Below are 13,364 nucleotides of genomic sequence, written 5' to 3'. Positions count from 1 at the left end.
GGCTTACTCCCCCAGGCCGTATTTTTTGTCGAGCGTGTTCATTCTCCAGGCGTAGAAGAAGATCAGCACGATGAAGGTAAGAATGGAGCCTTGCTGAGCAAACCAGAAGCCCAGGTCCGTACCGCCAACGGGAATGCCCGCGAGCAGCGGACGGAACAGGATGGCACATCCGTAGGAGACAAATGCCCAAACCACCAGGCATCCGAAGATCAGCCGGACGTTGGCCTTCCAGTATTCAGCAGCATTGGATTTATCGTCTGCCATTGTGTTGCTCTCCAGTTGTGATTTTTAGGGTTGGAAAGTGAACTCAAGATAGCGTGTGGTTCATCAGGGCAACCCCGCATGGAACACCGCGCTGGTGAGTGAGCGGTAAGTCAGCGTTGCCAAGCACGTCACCTTCTTATTGTTAAGCCGTTTTGTGTCGTTAAGGGGTGATCGGCAAGTTATCGTCAGCGGCTTGAAGTGCGTTAGACAGGTGGTGTGCGATTACCCTGTATGACTCGCTGATAATACTGGGCAATAATCGCCGAAAATAAATCCCAGACTTTGGTATCAGGCGCTTTTAGTCACGTGGCAAACAGGAGTTGTATGAATATAAAGCATTATTTTTCATGAGCTTTCAGCGTTCTTTAAACGCCTTCCTGGCGGTGATAGGACAATGGTCTATGGCTCGGTTAAAAGCAATGTTTGCTACCTTAACAAGTGGTGTTTAGTCGATTTAAAAGTGAGTAAAAAAGCCACTACTTTCGTCGCTAAACAAACGTCGTTAAGACGTTAGCGCTATAGCGGAAAGTATAATGAGTCAATGTGTCTACAGGTCGTCAAACCGTTTCTAGTTCTCTTTAGTCACTGCCCTTAAGTGAGGTCGCCCATGGTAGACGTGGATCTCTCCCAACTGCCGTTTTCGCTGATGGATGATGCGGGGCGCGATCACGTTCGTCGCGGTATGGACCTTGCCTACTTCGACCGGGATGAAATCATTCTTGAGATGGGCCAGGCAGGCGAGTCGGTATTTCTCATTCACAAGGGAGAGGTCGCCGAGCTGGACCCCACGCTACCCGCCGCCAGTGCGCGGATTGGCCACTACACGGCCGGGGACCTGTTTGGGGCGATCAGCATTCTCAACGGTAAAAGCCGCTACCGTTTCCAGGCCGAACAAGAGTGCTTGTGCTACGTGATGCCTAAAGCGCTGTTCGTGCAGCTCTGCCGACACTATCCCCCTTTCGAGCAGTTCTTCAAACAGTCGCTCTCCCATAAGGCGCGCCTGCTCACCGAAAAGCGCGCCGAGGGGGGCGTGACGATGGCAGGCTTCATGCTAGCCAAGGTGCACGAGTGCATGCGTGAGCCGCTGTTGATCGACGCATCGAAAAGTATTCGCGATGCCGTGCGGCAGTTAAACGAGAGTCACGCCGATAGCCTGCTGGTAGGGACGCAAGGCGCGCTGGGCATGGTCACCAAAACCGATCTGCTCAATGGCTTAGTGCTGGGGGACAGCACCCAGCATACCCCGGTAGAGGCGTTGGCAAACCAGGCGCTGGTCACCGTGACCCCCGAGCAGTACCTGTTTGAAGCACTGATACTGATGACTCGCCATAAGGTCGCCCGGGTCGTGGTGATGGAGGACGAGTGCGCTCGGGGTGTCGTAGAGCTGATGGACGTGCTGAGCTTCTTCTCCAGCCGCAGCTACGTAGTGAGCTTGCAGGTCGAGCAAGCCAATAGCCTGGAAGCCTTGGCGGCCGCCAGCCAGCGTACGCCTGAGTTGGTCAACGCGCTGATGGCCCAGGGCGTGAAGCTGCGCTTTGCCATGGAGTTACTGGCGGCGCTCAATGGTCGCATCATGAGCAAAGCGTGGGGATTTACGGTGCCCGAGCAGTACCACCGCCATAGCTGCCTGATGGTGATGGGCAGCGAAGGGCGCGGCGAACAGATTCTAAAAACCGATCAGGACAATGGCCTGATCCTGGCCGACGACTGCCAGTGGCCCGAGGTGCACGAGGCGATGAGCGGGCTCACCGACACGCTGATCCAGTTGGGTTACCCGCCGTGTCCTGGGAACATCATGGTGTCCAATCCCGAGTGGGTGGGCACCGTCTCGCAGTGGAAGAGCCGTATCGCCAAATGGGTGAGCGCCCGGGACGGTGACAGCTTGATGAAACTGGCGATTCTGCTCGACTCCCACGGCGTGGCAGGTAACCCCGCGCTACTGGATCAAATACGTGAGGCGCTGTTCGAGCGCTGCTCCCACGATGAGCTGCTGCTCTCTTACTTTGCTCGGGCAGCGCTGCGCTTCTCGACGCCGCTGACGCTATTTGGCTCGCTGAAGAAGCCCCAACACGGTATCGATATCAAAAAAGGCGGCATCTTCCCTATCGTGCACGGCGTGCGCACCATGGCGCTTGAGCGGCGCATCAAGGCCACGTCGACCCTGGATCGCCTGGAGGCCCTGGCCATCGATGGGCGGTTGGATCGCCGGTTTGCCGATGATCTCGGCGAAGCCCTGGCGCTATTCACCGAGTTGCGTCTTCGCCAGCAGCTCCAGGACATGGAGGGCAGCCACGCCAAGCGTACCAATCGGGTCGTGGTACAAGAGCTTTCTTCACTGGAACGAGACCTGCTGCGCGAAGCCCTGCACATCGTGAAAGACTTCAAGCAGCGTCTTTCCCACCGCTACCATTTGGAGTACTCGTGAGCGGAATGCGCCTGTTAGACCGACACATGACGCTGCTCAGCGGCTCGCTGAGAACGCTGCTTCAGCGAGAAAGCGACCGTCGCCGCTGGGCCGATTCGCCGTATGCCTGGCTATTTCAGCCCTACATGGGGGAAGAGTCCGTGGCCATGGCCTGCCAGGTGAGCGAGGGTCAGCCAGCGGTGATCAGCGTAGCGGCGGTGGTACTGAACCCGCGCCGTGTGCACACCAGTCGTATGTGGTGGGCCACGTTGTCGGTATCGCCCGCGCTAGTCCCTGCTACCCTGCGACGCCATCACCAGCTACACGCCACCGACGCGCCGCGCTCGCCAGATGCCGAGTGCCTGACGGAGTTGGCCGACTTCATCGGCAACCGGCCGCTGGTCGGCTGGCAACTGGAGCACACCCTCGAACCTTTGAACGGGCTGTTCAAAAGCGTATTGGGGTTTGGTCTCCCCAACGCCCAGGTGGACGTTGCCAAGTTGCATGGGCGACAGCTGCGGCGGCTGCATCCACACATCGATACCCTCGACCCGCTTGGCGTAGCGTTGGCTCGCTGGCAGCTACCGTCATTGATCTGGCCCAGCGTGGTCAGTGAAGCCACCGCCAGCGCGCTCCTCTACCTGCGTTTACAGCGTGAGATCGCCCTGACGGCCTAGGGTTTGTATTGGGTAGAGCTTCGGAGTGTTGTTAGAATACGCGCTGCTCCTTCACCCATCGGCAGTGCGACGATCATGTTACAACCTGACTACTTTGACCCTACTGCGTCAGACAGCGCGTCTGACGAGTCCCTTGCCCAGCAGCATGAGCTGCAGGATGCCAAGCAGAAGCGTGAATTCAACAAGTTGCAAAAACGCCTGCGGCGCGAAGTGGGAAATGCCATCATCGATTACAACATGATCGAAGAGGGCGACCGGGTCATGGTGTGTCTCTCCGGTGGCAAAGACAGCTACACGATGTTGGAGATCTTGCGCAATCTTCAGCGCAACGCGCCGGTCAATTTCTCGCTCGTGGCGGTCAATATGGACCAAAAACAGCCTGGTTTCCCGGAGCACGTGTTGCCCCAGTACTTAGACAAGCTGGGAGTGGAGTACCACATTCTCGAACGTGATACCTATTCGGTCGTGAAGGAGAAAACGCCGGAAGGAAAGACCACCTGCGCGCTCTGTTCACGTCTGCGCCGTGGCTCGCTGTATGGGTTTGCCGACGAGATTGGCGCCAACAAGATTGCCCTGGGCCACCACCGGGAAGACATTCTGGAAACGCTGTTCCTGAATATGTTCTTCGGCGGTACGCTGAAGGCCATGCCGCCGAAACTGCTCTCTGATGACGGGAAAAATATCGTGATTCGCCCGCTGGCGTACTGCAAAGAGGCGGACATTGCAGAGTTTTCACGGCTGATGGCGTTTCCGATCATTCCCTGCAACCTGTGCGGTTCACAGCCCAACATGCAGCGCCAGATCGTCAAAGAGATGTTGGCAGAGTGGGACAAGAAGCACCCTGGCCGTTTGGAGAGCATGTTCAAAGCCGTCACCAACGTCGCCCCTTCCCAGCTTGCCGACCGCGAGCTATTCGACTTTGCCGGTCTGGAAGCGAAGCAGGCGGCGCTGATGGAGAGCCGCATTCAGGCGTTTAACGTGTGATCGTCTGCGCCTCCTCTTCTGCCAGGGTGATGAGGCGCTGCATGTCCAAAATATTCACCTCGCGACCCGAAACGGCCACCACCTCCTGCTGCTGAAAGCGGCTGAGGATACGGCTGACCGTTTCCACCGCCAGACCTAGGTAGTTGCCCATATCGGCCCGCGACATCGACAGCCGAAAGCTGTAGGGGGAGTAACCCCGGCGACGGAAGCGGTCAGAGAGCGTAATCAAAAAGCTGGCGAGCCGCTGGTCGGCGGTTTTGCGTGACAGCAAGCGCATCATCTTACGGTCATCGCGCAGCTCTTTACTCATGCTGCGGTAAAGCTGACCACGCAGCTCGGGCAGTTCTTGGGAGAGCGACTCCAAGCGGTCGAACGGAATTTCGCATACCGTGGTCGTCTCCAGGGCAATCACGGTACCGGGGTAGTACTCTTCGTCGATACCATCCAAGCCGACCAGCTCGCTGGGCAGAAAGAAGTTGGTGAGCTGATCGTTACCGTTCCCTTCGCTGGTCACCTGTTTCAAACTGCCAGAGCGCACGGCATAAACGCTGGTGAACGCGTCGCCCTGACGAAACAGCGGTTCGCCCTTCTTCAGCGGCGAGCGACGGCGAATGATGGCATCGAACTGGCTCATATCCTCAAGCTCCAGGGCAAGCGGTAAGCACAGCGAGCTTAAACTACAGGTTTGGCAGCGCGCTTCTTGCAGCAGTGAACGTCGTTGGCTGGCAGGATATGACATGGGGGGGCTCCCTTCTTATTCGCCATCATGGGTACAGGGGGCAGGTGGCTCAAGGCGCTCACACGATCTTCGAGTAGCGCTGGCCATCCTGGCGTTGTAAGTGGGTGTCGAAGGCCATGGCCAGGTGTCGAATGAGTAGCCGCCCCACCGGGGTGGCGGTGAGCCGAAGCCCCTGACGCGTTAACAGGCCATCCCGTTCGGCGATTTCCAACCGCTCAAGGGCGCTGGCAAAGTAGTTTGCGGCATCGACCTGCCAGCGCTGGCCGACAGTGTCGAGGTCAATGGCCATATCGCACATGAGCCGCTCGATGACCTCTCTTCGTATTAGGTCATCCTTATTTAAACGTAACCCTTTCACGGTCGCCAGCCTACCTTCATCTAAGGCCGCTTCATAGTCAGCGAGCCGGGTAGGGTTTTGCGCGTAGCTATCGTTGATCCGAGAAATGGCCGATACCCCCAAACCAATCAAGTCGCACTCGGCGTGGCTGGAGTAGCCTTGAAAGTTGCGCTGCAGGGTGCCGTTGCGCTGCGCCTTGGCCAAGCTGTCGTCGGGGCGTGCGAAATGGTCCATGCCGATATGCACATAGCCTGCCTGGGTCAGCATCGCAATGATGGTATGCAGCATGGCCAGCTTCTCATCGGCGCTGGGCAGGTCGGCGTCCTTGATGCGTCGTTGGGGCGCAAAGCGGGTCGGCAGATGCGCATAGTTAAACACCGACAGCCGTGCGGGACCTAGCTCGATCACTTGGCGCAGCGTGTCCGCGAAACTCTTCTCGGTTTGTAAGGGCAGGCCATAAATCAAATCGAGGTTGAGTGAGCGAAAGCCGAGCCGATGGGCTTCATCCATTAGCGTTTCGGTGAGCACCCGGGGCTGAACGCGATTGATCGCCGCTTGTACCTGTGGATCGAGGTCTTGTACGCCCAAGCTCAAGCGGTTGAAGCCCAGCGACTGCAAATGGCGCAGGGTCAAGACATCCGCCTCACGTGGGTCGATTTCGATGGCGTAATCACGGTCCGGCGCATTGGAGAGGCCAAAGCGTGCGTCTAAGCGGTCGACCAAATCACTCATCTGAGCCAGGGTGAGAAACGTTGGCGTGCCGCCGCCCCAGTGCAGCTGCTGCACCGGACGCTCTGTATCCAAATGGCGCGCAGTGAGCACCATCTCGCGATCCAACCGTGATAAGTAGGGTTCGGCCAGAGCGGTATTTTTTGTAGCGATTTTGTTGCACGCGCAGTAAAAGCAAATTTTCCGACAAAACGGAACGTGCACGTACAGTGAGAGCGGTTTTCGGCTGGCGTTGCTGCGCGCAAGCGCCTGGCTCATATCGTCAGCAGTGAATTGGTCATGAAAAGAGAGCGCCGTCGGGTACGAGGTATAGCGCGGGCCGCTGGTGTCGTAACGGCGTAGCAGTGCGTCGTCCCAGGCAGTGGTCTCCGCCGCTGCGGAAGAGGGGTGAGCGAGGGCAGCAGTGGCGTTAACGGGCATAGGAAGCGCTCCGACGTAACAGGGCAAGCAGAAAAGCGGATGCGCCAATGTTACGCCGGTCCCACACGCAAAGGGTTGAGCTATATCAAGCAACGGCGCAATAGCCGTCGTTGTGTTCAATGCCCGGTGGGAAAGAGAAGTGCCCAGAGCTGCCACAAGGCAAAGCCGATAATGGTCAGTGCGGCGAGGCTACGCGTGGCGGGATGGCGGATGAGCTGACTTAGTTGGCGCGCCGCAAGGCCCGTGGCCAGCAGTGCGGGCAGGGTGCCCAAGCCAAAGGCACCCATCAATAACGCCCCTTGTATCGGGTCGGCAATGGCCAAGCTCCAGGCGAGCATCGAGTACACCAGCCCGCAAGGCAGCCAGCCCCACAGGGCGCCGAGTGCAAAGGCTTGCGGCAGGTGAACTACGGGCATCAAACGCCGCCCGACGGGTTCGATGAAGCGCCATAGCCTGCGCCCCACGGCTTCGACTTTCAATAGCCCTTTCCACCAGTTGGCGATATACAGCGCCATTAGGATCAGCATCACCGCCGCGACGACCTGCAGCGCGATACGCGCCTGCGGCGAGAGCGAGACCAGGGTGCCGAGCGTGGCTGCCAAGGCCCCTGCCGTCATGTAGCTCAAAATGCGGCCCACGTTATAACTGAGCAGCAGTCCGCCCATGCGAGCCGGGTGGCGCATGCTGGGCGGCACGGCGAAGGTAAGGGCGCTCATGATGCCGCCGCACATGCCAATGCAGTGAGCCCCGCCCATCAGGCCAAATACGAACGCCGCCATGAGCGGCGGCAGATCCAGACCCGTGGGGTTCATGGCGGTGGCTCGCGATCGCGGGGTGGCTTGGCGGCTTGTTTGCGTTCGGCGCGCTGCTCGGGGGTGAAGTCGTTCTCATCGTCATCGAACAGGATGCGGTGGGCGGGGCCTTCTAGGTCGTCGAACTGGTCATTCTTCACGGCCCAGAAGAACGCCCACACCGCCAGCCCTAACAGAATCAGCGACAGCGGAATCAGCAGATAGAGAATCGTCATACGGTCACCGGTGTGGCTGGGGCTAGCTGGGGAGCGGGTGAGGTACGCCAGCGCGTGAGGCGTAACGCATTGCCCACCACGACCAGCGAACTTAGCGACATGCCAATCGCCGCCAACCACGGCGGGACTAGCCCCATCGCAGCCAGGGGCAGCGCGGAGAAGTTGTAGCACACTGACCAGATCATGTTCTGGCGCATGATGCGTCGCGTGGCGCTGGCGATTTCAATGGCCTCGAAAATACGCATTAAGCGTGGGCTGAGCAAGACCGCGTCGGCCCGAGTGCGTGCCAAGTCGGTGGCTCCGTTCATGGCAATGGCCACATCGGCACCGGCGAGCACCGGCACATCGTTGATACCATCGCCAATCATGACCACACGTTCGCCCTGCGCCTGCAGCTCACGCAGCCGTTCGAGCTTGCCTTCCGGTGACTTGCCTGCGTGCCACGTGGCAATATTGAGCTGCTCTGCCAAGCTCTCCACCGCTTCCTGGGTATCTCCAGACAGTAGCTCCACGGTGAGCCCTCGTGCCTGCAGGGCGGCCACGGTGTGGGCAGCATCGTCTCGAATCCCGTCGTGCAGTTTGAACCACGCCCGCGGCGCGTCATTTTCGCTGAGCAGCAGCCATTGGCCGCTGCCGGGCGGCGTGAGTGGTTCCGTCGTTGCAAAATCGGGCTTGCCCAAGCGCCATGTGGCACCGTTCAGCACGCCTTCTAGTCCGCTTCCCGTCACGCTTTTGACTTGGCGCGCCTGGAGCGTGGCGTCCCGAAACGGCCGAAACGCGCGGGCAATGGGGTGCTCGGAGTGGGCTTCCAGCGCGGCGGCAATAGCGCGCAGCTGTTCACTACTCTGGGCTGTTAACGGGCAGGTTTGGGTGAGCTGCATCTCGCCCCGGGTGAGCGTGCCGGTTTTGTCAAAAATCACTCGCGTGACGTTAGAGAGCGACTCGATGGCGTCGGCACGGGTAATCAGCACCCCGCGCTGGCGCAGTTGCCCATGCCCTGCCGTGAGTGCCGTGGGAGTGGCGAGTGCCAGCGCGCATGGGCAGGTGACTACTAGGACGGAGAGTAGCACCCAGAGCATGCGGGAAGGGTCGATAAACCACCACGCCACGGTGACACAGGCGGTGACCACCAGCAGGCGCAGTACGAACAGGTGCGCCATGCGCGCCGCCATTTGCGCCAAGCGCGGCCGACTGGCAAAGGCGCGGTCGGTCAAATCGACGATGCCCGCCACGCGTGCATGGTGGCCTGCATGAGTCACCCGCACCGTGAGCGGATTCTCCATGTTTTGGCTGCCACCTACCACCTGTTCGCCCACACGGTGGGTGACGGGCAGGTACTCGCCGGTCAGCATCGACTCGTCCAGGCTAGACTCGCCATCTTCGATAATACCGTCGGCGGGGACGCCGTGGCCGGGCTTGATAAGTACGCGGTCGCCGGGGGCAAGCTCGCTAGCGGGCAGAATGCGTTCGCTGCCGTCAGCTTCCAGCCGTGTAGCAGAGACCGGCAGCACGCCACTTAAGGCATTACCGCTATGGCCGCTGCGTCGACTAGCGCGCCCTTCTACGTAGCGGCCAAACAGTAGGAAGAAGGTAAACATGGCGACCGAGTCAAAATAGACCTCACCCACGTTAAACAGCACCGCGTAGCTGCTGGCGAAATACGCGCCACCAATGGCTAATGAAACAGGCACATCCATCCCTAGTACGCCGGTTTTGAGATCGCGCAGGGCGTTACGGAAGAAGGGCAGCGCCGAAAAGAACACCACCGGCGTGGCCAGCGCGAACGAGAGCCAATGAAACAGCGCAAAGAAGTCCTCACTGAGTTCCCCAGGCCCCGAGACGTAAATGGGGATGGAGAACATCATGACCTGCATCATCCCCACCGCCGCCACGATCAAGCGGCGTACGTTCATGCGCTCTTCATGCTGCAAGCGCATTTGGGCATGGTCCGGCTCGTAGGGCTGCGCATCGTAGCCAATGGCGGCGAGCTCGGCGAAGAGCTGGGAGAGCTTGATGACGTTAGGGTCCCAAGCGACGCGTAGGCGGTGATGGGTCAGGTTGACTGCGCTGGAGACAACGCCTTCAAGCGCGTTCAAGCGGTGCTCGATGAGCCACGCGCAGGCGGCACAGGTAATCCCTTCTACGGCCAGCGTTGCCCTGACGTGGCCCTCATCGCCGTCTGGGTGAACGAACTGCGCCTGCAGCCCTGGATCGTCGAACACCGACCAGGTCTCCGCTTTGGCGGCTTGACGTTCGTCGGGGCGCTCGGGCAGTTCGGTGCGATAGCGGTAGTAACTCTCTAACCCGCCGTCGACGATGGCGTGTGCCACGGCTTCACAGCCGGGGCAACACAATGAGTGGGGCGTGTCGTCCACCACGATTTGCCACGGTGCGCCGTCGGGCACCGGGCTGCCGCAGTGGTAGCAGCTTAGCGCGTTCGTGCTCATTCGCTTTCTGAGCGCCCTCCGGGCAGTAGAGCAACGCTCTCTTCATTCGGGAAGCGGGCTTCGCCGATCAGCCGCCAATCGGCGTCATCACCTTGCTCGGGCTGAATTTGAAGGTACCAGCGGTAGCGCAGATTATCCGGCCCTTGGGTGATGTAGCGGCCTTCCCGGACGTGCTCCAGTACGAAGGATTGGTCTCGGTCATCTTCGGTGGGGAAGATGAGGTCCAGATAAAGTTTGTCCGGGCGAACATCGCCTGCAAGGTCGATGACGATATCACTCGTCAGCGGGTCGATGCGAAGGTCGGCGCTCAAATTGAGTTCACGCGCGCGCTCCTGCTTCGCCAGCACCATGTTGATGGCTTTGCCGTGCTCGTAGTAATCCTCTTGAACCACCATGCCGTCGTAGCTTTTGATCGACATGACCGCAAAGCCAATGCTGAACAGAATGGACGAAAACAGTAGCCCGAGCAGGAACCACGGCCAGAACTGTTTGTACCAAGGCGGAATCGGGGTGTCGGACATGACGCGTTTATCTCCTAATATCACTCAAGAACCGCGCTTCGCGGGTCTGACGAATCTGCTCGTCTTGCTGCGCCTGCAGCGTGAAGGTGATGGCGTGGCTGGGTTCGCTCAAGGTCTCAGGGTCCGCCAGCACGGTGATCACCTGAATGCGCGACTCACCGGCGGGAACGCGTAGCGCGGTGTTATCCAACTGCAGGTTGGGCAGCCCGGCTGCGCTAATCGCATAGGTATGGTCCTGCGTGTCCAGGTTGCGCACGGTGAGGCTGTAGACGTTGCTTATCTGGCCATCGCGAGTGACTTGATAGAGCTGGGTACGCTCGCGTTCGGCATCGAAGGTTAGCGGTGTGCGGTCGTTCACGGCCCAGGCAAAGGTCGCCACCATCACCACCAGTGCCACGAAATAGCCGATCAAGCGCGGGCGCAGAATGTGGCTCTTTTTACCTTCCAGGGCGTTCTCGGTGGTGTAGCGAATCAGCCCTCTGGGGTAGCCCATTTTATCCATTACGCTATCGCAGGCATCGATACAGGCGGCGCAGGTAATGCATTCGTACTGCAGCCCGTCGCGGATATCGATGCCGGTCGGGCAGACCTGGACACACAGCTCGCAGTCGATACAGTCACCCAGGCCCGCTTCTCGGACCTCGGCATGGCTGAGCGATTTCTTGCGGTGGCCGCGGGGTTCGCCGCGGGCGTCGTCGTAAGAAACGATCAGCGTATCGCGATCGAACATCACCGACTGGAAGCGAGCATAGGGGCACATGTAAATGCACACCTGCTCACGCAGCCAGCCGGCGTTGAGGTAGGTAAAAACTAAAAAGAAACCTACCCAAAAATAGGACCAGCCATGGGCTTCTAGCGTGGGAAGCTCCTGGACCAGGTCACGAATCGGCGTAAAGTAGCCGACGAACGTCACGCCGGTGGCCAGGGCAATCAGCAGCCAGGCAGCGTGTTTTGCTCCCTTGCGCCAGGCTTTGTTGGCAGTCATCGGCTGGTTATCCAGCTTTATGCGCTGATTGCGCGAGCCTTCGATGCGGTGCTCAAGCCAAATGAATAAAAATGTCCAAACGCTCTGCGGGCAGGTGTAGCCACACCAGACACGCCCCGCAAACACGGTGATGAAAAACAGTCCAAAGGCGCAAATGATCAGCAGCCACGAGAGAAGGATGAACTCCTGCGGGTAGAACGTGGCCGAAAAAATGTGGAATTCACGGCCCGGTAGATCAAACCACACGGCAGGGCGGTCGCCCCAGTTCAGCCAGGGGAGCAAAAAGAAGCCCATCATTAGCGCCCAGTTCGCGCTGCGTCGTACCTTTTGAAACAGCCCTTTGATCTCCCGCACGTAGATATGCCGCCGCTTGGCGTACATCTCTTGCGTGGTGGTGTCTCCCGGCGTGTGGTGCCCAACGGTTGGCGGCGTAATATCGTGGCTAGGTATTTTTTCCATGGCGGTGATCGCAGCTCAATAGGCAGGAGTGGACGATAGCCTGGCTCACGCAACCTTCATTGGTGAAGGAGATCGCGTCGCTGTATGTCGAATCGCTATACACACATTGTTAAACAATAGTGTAACGGATAGCCGGGTGGCTGAGCGGATGCTGGATGTAGAAAGGGTGCGGTATGTAACCGCACCCCTTCGTACACGCTGGCGTTAAAACGCCTATCAACGGGGTTAGTCGTTGAAACGTAGGCTGTACACGTAAGCGGCCACGAGGTGAACGCGCTCTTCACCGATGTACGCAGCCTGGGCAGGCATGTGGCCGTTACGACCGTTACGCAGCGTTTGGCGAATGGAGTCGTCCACGCTCTGGCCGGGTGCCAGATAGAGCCACACGTCGTCGGTCAGGTTCGGCGCACCAAGAGCGGTGTTCCCCGTGCCGCTGGGCGTGTGACACGCCGCACAGGCAGCCAGGAAGGTGCTTTCACCGCTGGCAGCACGCTCGGCGTCATGCTCTTCGCCGGAGAGCGACAGTACGTACTGAGTCAGGTTTTCGATATTGTTCTCACCGAGCTGCTGCCAGGACGGCATCAGACCGTTACGGCCATTGTTCAGCGTGGTCAGAATGTTTTCGGGTTCGCCCCCGTAGAGCCAGTCGTCGTCGGTCAGGTTGGGGAAGCCGTAGCCGCCCTGGGCATTCGAGCCATGACATACGGCGCAGTTGTTCAAGAAGATACGCTCTGCCACCTGCATGGCTTCGGCATCCTGCGCGAGGTCTGGAATCGGCACTTCCTGGTACTGGGCAAAGATCGGCGTGAAGCGGTCTTCCGCGTCGGCCACTTCCTCTTCCCACTGGCTCTCCTGAGACCAGCCCAGGATGCCGGCGTAGTTACCCAGACCTGGGTAGAGCACCAAGTAGCCGAGGGCAAACACCACGGTAAGGATGAAGAGCTTGAACCACCACTGCGGCAGCGGATTGTCATACTCTTCGATACCATCCGCCGCGTGGCCAGTGGTCTCGACATTGCCATCGGCATCGGGCGTTTTATCGGTGCGGCGGTTGGCTAACAAAATCCAAACGCTCAGCGCGATCGTGCCCAGTGTGATGACGATAATCCAGGCGCTCCAGAAGCTGGATAGGGAGTCACCCCATAAATTATTCATCTATTCTTATCTCCCCTGTCGTGGCGGGAATCCGCTTCGTCTTCGGTCGAAGCATGCTTATCACGGGTCGGCTGCTCATCATCGTCGGCGAAGGGCAGGTTGGCCGCTTCGTCAAAATCTGGTTTGCGTCGCTTCGAGTAGGCCCAGAAAAAGATGCCAATGAAAGCGAAGATCAAAATCAGCGTGATCAGGCCGCGGAAAGTTCCCGTATCCATA

At 59.2% G+C, this 13,364-nt stretch carries 13 protein-coding genes; 3 read left to right on the top strand and 10 right to left on the bottom strand.

From position 1 onward, the window contains the following. Positions 1 to 3 precede the first annotated feature (3 nt). Positions 4 to 264, bottom strand: a complete 261-nt coding sequence (locus AB6K10_RS00360) for a DUF4212 domain-containing protein (protein WP_159343126.1) — start codon at positions 262 to 264, stop codon at positions 4 to 6. 607 nt (positions 265 to 871) lie between these two features. Here AB6K10_RS00360 and AB6K10_RS00355 point away from each other — a divergent pair. The 3 genes from AB6K10_RS00355 (at position 872) to ttcA (ending at position 4,329) form a co-directional block, all read left to right on the top strand. After that, positions 872 to 2,689: a putative nucleotidyltransferase substrate binding domain-containing protein gene (locus AB6K10_RS00355; RefSeq protein WP_339117728.1), complete on the top strand. Its 1,818-nt coding sequence runs from the start codon at positions 872 to 874 to the stop codon at positions 2,687 to 2,689. A gap of 5 nt (positions 2,690 to 2,694) precedes the next feature. After that, positions 2,695 to 3,345 carry a DNA polymerase III subunit epsilon gene (locus tag AB6K10_RS00350; protein ID WP_339119580.1) on the top strand — a complete coding sequence of 217 codons (651 nt, stop codon included), beginning with the start codon at positions 2,695 to 2,697 and terminating at the stop codon, positions 3,343 to 3,345. A gap of 75 nt (positions 3,346 to 3,420) precedes the next feature. Further along, positions 3,421 to 4,329, top strand: coding sequence for a tRNA 2-thiocytidine(32) synthetase TtcA (gene ttcA / locus AB6K10_RS00345; RefSeq protein WP_159343124.1), 909 nt, complete (start codon positions 3,421 to 3,423; stop codon positions 4,327 to 4,329). Here the strand turns inward: ttcA and fnr are convergent. The 9 genes from fnr to AB6K10_RS00300 form a co-directional block, all read right to left on the bottom strand. Beyond that, entirely contained in the window at positions 4,319 to 5,068 is a 750-nt protein-coding gene (gene fnr, locus AB6K10_RS00340) for a fumarate/nitrate reduction transcriptional regulator Fnr (RefSeq protein ID WP_159343123.1), read from the bottom strand. The two genes, ttcA and fnr, sit on opposite strands and share 11 nt — an antisense overlap. A gap of 58 nt (positions 5,069 to 5,126) precedes the next feature. Next, the gene (gene hemN, locus AB6K10_RS00335) at positions 5,127 to 6,554 is read right to left on the bottom strand and encodes an oxygen-independent coproporphyrinogen III oxidase (RefSeq protein WP_339117727.1); all 1,428 of its coding nucleotides are present in this window, start codon (positions 6,552 to 6,554) and stop codon (positions 5,127 to 5,129) included. Between the two features lie 116 nt (positions 6,555 to 6,670). Continuing rightward, a complete protein-coding gene (locus AB6K10_RS00330) occupies positions 6,671 to 7,366 on the bottom strand; it encodes a sulfite exporter TauE/SafE family protein (RefSeq protein ID WP_339117726.1) in 696 nt (231 codons plus the stop codon). Continuing rightward, the gene (gene ccoS / locus AB6K10_RS00325; protein ID WP_159343120.1) at positions 7,363 to 7,581 is read right to left on the bottom strand and encodes a cbb3-type cytochrome oxidase assembly protein CcoS; all 219 of its coding nucleotides are present in this window, start codon (positions 7,579 to 7,581) and stop codon (positions 7,363 to 7,365) included. The genes AB6K10_RS00330 and ccoS overlap by 4 nt, the downstream gene beginning before the upstream one ends. After that, positions 7,578 to 10,028: a heavy metal translocating P-type ATPase gene (locus AB6K10_RS00320; protein ID WP_339117725.1), complete on the bottom strand. Its 2,451-nt coding sequence runs from the start codon at positions 10,026 to 10,028 to the stop codon at positions 7,578 to 7,580. The genes ccoS and AB6K10_RS00320 overlap by 4 nt, the downstream gene beginning before the upstream one ends. After that, positions 10,025 to 10,549: a FixH family protein gene (locus AB6K10_RS00315; RefSeq protein ID WP_159343118.1), complete on the bottom strand. Its 525-nt coding sequence runs from the start codon at positions 10,547 to 10,549 to the stop codon at positions 10,025 to 10,027. Before AB6K10_RS00315 ends, AB6K10_RS00320 begins: the two co-directional genes overlap by 4 nt. Positions 10,550 to 10,556: 7 nt before the next feature. Further along, complete coding sequence (gene ccoG, locus AB6K10_RS00310; RefSeq protein WP_339117724.1) at positions 10,557 to 11,993, bottom strand: cytochrome c oxidase accessory protein CcoG; 1,437 nt, start codon at positions 11,991 to 11,993, stop codon at positions 10,557 to 10,559. A 225-nt stretch (positions 11,994 to 12,218) separates the two neighbouring features. Continuing rightward, positions 12,219 to 13,148: a cytochrome-c oxidase, cbb3-type subunit III gene (gene ccoP, locus AB6K10_RS00305; RefSeq protein WP_159343116.1), complete on the bottom strand. Its 930-nt coding sequence runs from the start codon at positions 13,146 to 13,148 to the stop codon at positions 12,219 to 12,221. Then, positions 13,145 to 13,363, bottom strand: coding sequence for a cbb3-type cytochrome c oxidase subunit 3 (locus AB6K10_RS00300; protein WP_159343115.1), 219 nt, complete (start codon positions 13,361 to 13,363; stop codon positions 13,145 to 13,147). Before AB6K10_RS00300 ends, ccoP begins: the two co-directional genes overlap by 4 nt. Position 13,364 lies beyond the last annotated feature (1 nt).

Origin of the sequence: Halomonas sp. BMC6 (assembly GCF_964204995.1) — a bacterium.
Lineage (GTDB): Bacteria > Pseudomonadota > Gammaproteobacteria > Pseudomonadales > Halomonadaceae > Vreelandella.
This window is presented reverse-complemented; position numbering and strand designations above follow the sequence as displayed.

What these genes read in the sequence shown, in the direction of transcription:
- AB6K10_RS00360 (WP_159343126.1), bottom strand. Translation starts at nt 264, where the DNA reads ATGGCAGACGATAAATCCAATGCTGCTGAATACTGGAAGGCCAACGTC.
- AB6K10_RS00355 (WP_339117728.1), top strand. Translation starts at nt 872, where the DNA reads ATGGTAGACGTGGATCTCTCCCAACTGCCGTTTTCGCTGATGGATGAT.
- AB6K10_RS00350 (WP_339119580.1), top strand. Translation starts at nt 2,695, where the DNA reads ATGCGCCTGTTAGACCGACACATGACGCTGCTCAGCGGCTCGCTGAGA.
- ttcA (WP_159343124.1), top strand. Translation starts at nt 3,421, where the DNA reads ATGTTACAACCTGACTACTTTGACCCTACTGCGTCAGACAGCGCGTCT.
- fnr (WP_159343123.1), bottom strand. Translation starts at nt 5,068, where the DNA reads ATGTCATATCCTGCCAGCCAACGACGTTCACTGCTGCAAGAAGCGCGC.
- hemN (WP_339117727.1), bottom strand. Translation starts at nt 6,554, where the DNA reads ATGCCCGTTAACGCCACTGCTGCCCTCGCTCACCCCTCTTCCGCAGCG.
- AB6K10_RS00330 (WP_339117726.1), bottom strand. Translation starts at nt 7,366, where the DNA reads ATGAACCCCACGGGTCTGGATCTGCCGCCGCTCATGGCGGCGTTCGTA.
- ccoS (WP_159343120.1), bottom strand. Translation starts at nt 7,581, where the DNA reads ATGACGATTCTCTATCTGCTGATTCCGCTGTCGCTGATTCTGTTAGGG.
- AB6K10_RS00320 (WP_339117725.1), bottom strand. Translation starts at nt 10,028, where the DNA reads ATGAGCACGAACGCGCTAAGCTGCTACCACTGCGGCAGCCCGGTGCCC.
- AB6K10_RS00315 (WP_159343118.1), bottom strand. Translation starts at nt 10,549, where the DNA reads ATGTCCGACACCCCGATTCCGCCTTGGTACAAACAGTTCTGGCCGTGG.
- ccoG (WP_339117724.1), bottom strand. Translation starts at nt 11,993, where the DNA reads ATGGAAAAAATACCTAGCCACGATATTACGCCGCCAACCGTTGGGCAC.
- ccoP (WP_159343116.1), bottom strand. Translation starts at nt 13,148, where the DNA reads ATGAATAATTTATGGGGTGACTCCCTATCCAGCTTCTGGAGCGCCTGG.
- AB6K10_RS00300 (WP_159343115.1), bottom strand. Translation starts at nt 13,363, where the DNA reads ATGGATACGGGAACTTTCCGCGGCCTGATCACGCTGATTTTGATCTTC.